Annotated in this window: 6 protein-coding genes and 1 pseudogene; 3 read left to right on the top strand and 4 right to left on the bottom strand. The window is 65.8% G+C overall.

What is annotated here, in order from left to right:
• Positions 1–139 (top strand): annotated as a pseudogene (locus JF597_RS51655) (IS630 family transposase); the annotation flags it as partial.
• A 233-nt stretch (positions 140–372) separates the two neighbouring features.
• On the opposite strand, the gene JF597_RS51650 reads toward JF597_RS51655, so the two are convergent.
• Entirely contained in the window at positions 373–1,077 is a 705-nt protein-coding gene (locus tag JF597_RS51650; protein ID WP_294013607.1) for an SDR family oxidoreductase, read from the bottom strand.
• A 79-nt stretch (positions 1,078–1,156) separates the two neighbouring features.
• On the opposite strand from JF597_RS51650, the gene JF597_RS51645 reads away from it, so the two are divergent.
• Together JF597_RS51645 and JF597_RS51640 are read left to right on the top strand one after the other, a co-directional pair.
• Positions 1,157–1,516 carry a helix-turn-helix domain-containing protein gene (locus JF597_RS51645; RefSeq protein WP_294013605.1) on the top strand — a complete coding sequence of 120 codons (360 nt, stop codon included), beginning with the start codon at positions 1,157–1,159 and terminating at the stop codon, positions 1,514–1,516.
• Positions 1,517–1,536: 20 nt separating this feature from the next.
• Positions 1,537–1,662, top strand: coding sequence for a hypothetical protein (locus JF597_RS51640; protein ID WP_294013603.1), 126 nt, complete (start codon positions 1,537–1,539; stop codon positions 1,660–1,662).
• 727 nt (positions 1,663–2,389) lie between these two features.
• On the opposite strand, the gene JF597_RS51635 is transcribed toward JF597_RS51640, so the two are convergent.
• From JF597_RS51635 to JF597_RS51625, 3 genes are all read right to left on the bottom strand, one after another.
• Positions 2,390–2,821: a DUF4259 domain-containing protein gene (locus tag JF597_RS51635; RefSeq protein WP_294013600.1), complete on the bottom strand. Its 432-nt coding sequence runs from the start codon at positions 2,819–2,821 to the stop codon at positions 2,390–2,392.
• A gap of 38 nt (positions 2,822–2,859) precedes the next feature.
• Complete coding sequence (locus JF597_RS51630) at positions 2,860–3,129, bottom strand: transposase (protein WP_294013598.1); 270 nt, start codon at positions 3,127–3,129, stop codon at positions 2,860–2,862.
• Positions 3,130–3,744: 615 nt separating this feature from the next.
• On the bottom strand, positions 3,745–4,446 hold a 702-nt coding region (locus JF597_RS51625; protein WP_294013595.1), incomplete at its 5' end, for an RICIN domain-containing protein.

Below are 4,446 nucleotides of genomic sequence, written 5' to 3'. Positions count from 1 at the left end.
CATCACCGCATGGATCAACACCTGGAACGAAAACCCGCGACCCTTCACCTGGACCAAAACGGCCGACGAGATCCTCAACTCCCTCGCCGACTACCTCACCAAAGTCGGAACCACCGACCAGAAAACAGAGCAGAACTAACCCTCAGGATTTCTGGCGCATCACACTAGTCACACCGTCGAAGGGGGGACCACGACGTGCACAGCGACGGCTCGGCACACTGATACGGCGGTGGGGCCACCCCGCAGGACTGGGGTGGCCCCACCGCCGTGCGGATGCAGACCGTACGAGGACTGCCCGGCGTACGAGAACAGGGCGTTGGCTCTGTTCACGTGTCGTGACAGCGACTGTTGACAGCGCTCAACAGCTTGGCGTCAGGCGGATTTGTGGCGGGCGCCGCCTTCGACGTGGATCGTCTCACCGGAGACAAAACCCGCACCAAGGAGCCACATGACCGTGTCGACGACGTCGTCGGTCTCGCCGTGGCGTCCGACGAAGGTCCCGGCCGCGCTCTTGCCCAGCAAGCCGGCCTTTTTGTCACCAAGACGATCCCATGTGCCCGAGTCCACGACACCAGGCGAGACGGCGTTGACCCGTACAGGCGCCAGATCCGCCGCGAGGTGGCGCGCGGCGTACTCGACCGCACCGTTGGTGACCCCTTTGACGAGTGATCCCGGCCCGGGGCGCCAGCCGACCACACCGGAGAACAGCACCATCGACCCGGTCGGCCGCAGTACCGACGCGAAGTGTTTGGCGACCAGCATCGGGCCGACCACCTTCGCCGTGAACGCAGCCAGCAGCTGGTCGCGATCCAGCTCGGTCGCGCGAACATCGTGCGGCGCCGAACCGGTCGTCACGATGTGGTCAATTCCCTCCTTCAGCAGCTCCGCCGCGGCCGCGAGCGTCGACTCGTCCTGCAGATCGACCCGCACCGCGGTAGCGCCGATCTCGCGCGCCAGCACGTCGGCTGCAGCCAGCTCGCGGGCACCGACAACAACGTCGTAGCCGTCCTTCGCTGCACGCCTCGCGACAGCCGCGCCGAGCGCCCGTGCACCGCCGATGACCAGGATCCGCTCCATGCGTCTCACTCCCTCTCGTAGGATCGGGTGCAACGGTATGGATTTGATACCGGTATCTTCAACGGAACTGGGAGCAACCATGGGCAAGGCGTACAACGTGATGGCAGCGACCTGCCCGAGCCGCACGGTGCTGCACCGTATCGGCGCCCGCTGGACCGTGTTCGTCGTCAACGCCCTCGACGACGGACCTCGCCGCTTCACCGAGCTGAAGGGGCATATCCAGGGGATCACCCCGAAGGTCCTGACCGAAACCCTGCGCTCCCTGGAAGCCGACGGTCTGATCAGCCGCCACACCTACGAGGAGAACCCGCCCCACGTCGAGTACGCCCTGACACCGCTGGGCCGCTCTCTGCTCATTCCACTCCGCGCCGTACGACTGTGGGCCGAAGAGCATGTCCCCGACATCGAGGCGGCCCGAGCCCGCCAGCCGAATCTCTGACCCACGAGGTAACTACCGGCATGAACCGGAGCGGCAAGACCAACGCCCAGCAGGTCACCGTCTCGCAGACCGCCCACTCCTTCTCCACCGCCCAGGAACTGAGACGACTGGGCCAAGGCCTCCGTGCCTTCCCGCAGCGGCCTTGATACGGCGCTCGGAACGGCGGCGAAACCGGCACTGACTCCTACCGTCTCGCCATCACCCGCGCCCGAGCCGAACAGCAAGCAGCCAGCTGACCGCTTGCCCTTCGGACCGACGCCACCTACCGTCGGACGATCACTCGTCTTCCCAGCTGGAAGTGCCCATGCCTCGCCGGTCACCGGGCGAGATCAGAACCGCACAACCCCGTCGCAGGAACGCTGGAAGTCGACAGGTCATCCCTCGTCTATCCAGTGCGACGAACCGGCAGATCGCACACTTCGAGTTCCAGTACGGGTTGCCTCGCGGCCACGTCGACCACGCCTTCCAGGCATGGGCTCTGGCGAGACATGCACGCGCGGACACTGCTACAGGGCGCGGCCTCGACTATGACTCGCAAGGCACGCCGTGAACTTCTCGGAGCGGTTGCTCCCCTGGACGACCGCTTCTTGACCCGGACCTTGCCAGATCCTTTCTCGCCACCCACAGATCCCTGGTGGAAGCGCCGCCTTGCGGAGTGATCCTCCCGACGATTCAGGCACACAGGCTGTCGAAGCGTTGCTACTTCTCATCAACATTTCCGAATCTCTGCCCTTGGGATCGTTCCCGAGAGCCATGAACGTCTGCTCTCAGTTCTGACCTACGTAGCCAGATCGCCAACTGCCTCCGGAACTCATGCCCAGGTGCTGTCGCTCAACGGGTTCTGGCACAGCTTTCGTGCGGAGTGACGCTCCGTTATGGGTGGACATCGAAGAGAGCGATGGAAGGCGGGGCCGGGGCAAGCACTGCGCGAAGGCGGGTGAGTATGGACCGCCACTGTTTCCAGTCCTCCGGGTCGACCCAGTTTGAAGCTGGCCCGTCCTCGTCGCTGGCGATGCGGGCGAGGGCTTCGTCGGCGAGGGCGCGTAGGTCGGCAGGGAACACGGGCATAGGTGTTTCCGGACCGTAAGACATGTCTACGGGTTCGCCTCCCGGGCATTGCGCTGCGATGAGGGCAGCGGCGGCCACCGCCTCTTCTGCTTCCGTGAGATAGCCGGTGGCGTCGATCGTCCGGATGAGGACGCCTCGGATCAGGGCTTCGCGAGCCTCGGGCTCGGCGTCGTCGAGAGCGTTGGCGAAGTCCGCGGCTGTGTCGTTGTCGAAGGGACCGGTATCCCAGGTGCCCATGCTGATCTCCCTTGCGTAAGGTCGCCCGGATCCTCGCATCAGGGACTGCACATGACTACGGGGGCGAGCAGGACTCGCTTGCGTAGAAGTTGGAAGCCGGCGCGTCCGAACATCTGGCGCTTGAGCATCTTGATCCGGTTGACGTGGCCTTCGACGACTCCGGAGTTCCAGGGCAGCGTCAGGCCGGCGATGACCGCGTCACGGTCTCGGTCGATGCCGGCCGCGAGACTGTGGAGGCTGGGCAGGTCGTCCTGGCGGACGGCGTCGAGCCACTGCGGGAGCCATTCACCCTGGCGTTCGGTAAGCATGTGGGCGAAGGGCCGGACGTGACCGTCAGGACATCGAGTTCGGGGCAGTTGGCCAGGACGGCCTTAGACCGTGTCCTACGTGGTGAGGCGGATGAGTCAGCCGAATGTCTCGGCGGCCTCGTCCACCGCGGCGGTCGGTGCCTGCGGGACCGCGCTGTCGGCCTGGATGGCCAGACCTCGACGCCCCCGGGCCTTGACCTGCTCCACCACCTCGGTGCGGCGCGCTCCGAGCTGTTCTCATAGGTGACGACGATGTCGGCGCCTTCCTCCGCCAGCCGGAGCGCGACGGCATGAACCGACTCGAAGGAAACGTCGCCTTGATCACGGGCGGAAGCCGGGGCATCGGCGCCGTGGCGATAGCAAGAAGGCCCCCGGCTCGGCGGGGGCCTTCCTGTTAGCTCAGGTGGGAGCGGTTCTTGTCGCGTAGTCAGTGGTGAGGCGGGTGGGACTCGAACCCACGGCCGACGGATGATGAGTCCGCTGCTCTTCAAACGGCGCGGTTCACTCCCTCAACGCTCCTCGGCCGCCGATGACGTCCGCAGAGGGCGGGCGCCGAGCGGCCGAAGTCCCGTCAGGCGCCCTTCTCGGCCAGTCAGACGGAGTCGGGGAGAGTCGTCAGCTCTTGCCGGCAAGTCTCCAGATCTGATTCTTCTTCGTGCTCAGTGCGCTCGCCGGGTCGCAGGTCCACTGGTGGATCAGGGCGCCGGAGGTGGTCGAGACGTTGCTGACGTCGACGCACTTGCCGCTGTGGACGGCCACCAGCTGGTAGTCCTTGCTGTTGCCCAGCGCGGTGACGGGGTTGAGCGTGAACTGCTGGTTGGTGCCGCCGTTGCAGGTGTACTGGATGACGGCTGCGCCGTCGGCGGTGGAGGCACCGGAGACGTCGAGGCACTTGCCGCTGAGCTCGTCGACCACGGTGTAGGTGTTGGTCCTGCCGCTGACCGGTTCGAGGTCGAGCATCTGCTGGTAGCCGCCCTCGCAGTACCACTGCTGGTACTGGGTGCTGTCGGCGGTGCTCAGGTTGGTGTCGTCCAGGCACTGTCCGCTGTTCTCGCTGACCGCGACCGTGGAGACGGTGGTGTTGGACGGCGGGAGCAGGGTGACGGTGTAGCCGTCCTTGGCATTGGACCACGGGATGCTCACCGACGCCGCGTTGTTGCTGACGTTCAGAGTGGTGTCGGAGATCGTCTCGGGTCCGGCCACGGCACCACCGTTGTTGTAAGGGACGCGCTGGACGACGGCGCGGACCTGGCTGTTCTCCACCACCGACGTGGTGTTCAGGCCGGTGAGGCCGACGGTGACCGTGCCGGTGTTGCC

Origin of the sequence: Streptomyces sp., from assembly GCF_019510245.1 — a bacterium.
Lineage (GTDB): Bacteria > Actinomycetota > Actinomycetes > Streptomycetales > Streptomycetaceae > Streptomyces.
This window is presented reverse-complemented; position numbering and strand designations above follow the sequence as displayed.

What these genes read in the sequence shown, in the direction of transcription:
- JF597_RS51630 (WP_294013598.1), bottom strand. Translation starts at nt 3,129, where the DNA reads ATGCTTACCGAACGCCAGGGTGAATGGCTCCCGCAGTGGCTCGACGCC.
- JF597_RS51650 (WP_294013607.1), bottom strand. Translation starts at nt 1,077, where the DNA reads ATGGAGCGGATCCTGGTCATCGGCGGTGCACGGGCGCTCGGCGCGGCT.
- JF597_RS51635 (WP_294013600.1), bottom strand. Translation starts at nt 2,821, where the DNA reads ATGGGCACCTGGGATACCGGTCCCTTCGACAACGACACAGCCGCGGAC.
- JF597_RS51645 (WP_294013605.1), top strand. Translation starts at nt 1,157, where the DNA reads ATGGGCAAGGCGTACAACGTGATGGCAGCGACCTGCCCGAGCCGCACG.
- JF597_RS51640 (WP_294013603.1), top strand. Translation starts at nt 1,537, where the DNA reads ATGAACCGGAGCGGCAAGACCAACGCCCAGCAGGTCACCGTCTCGCAG.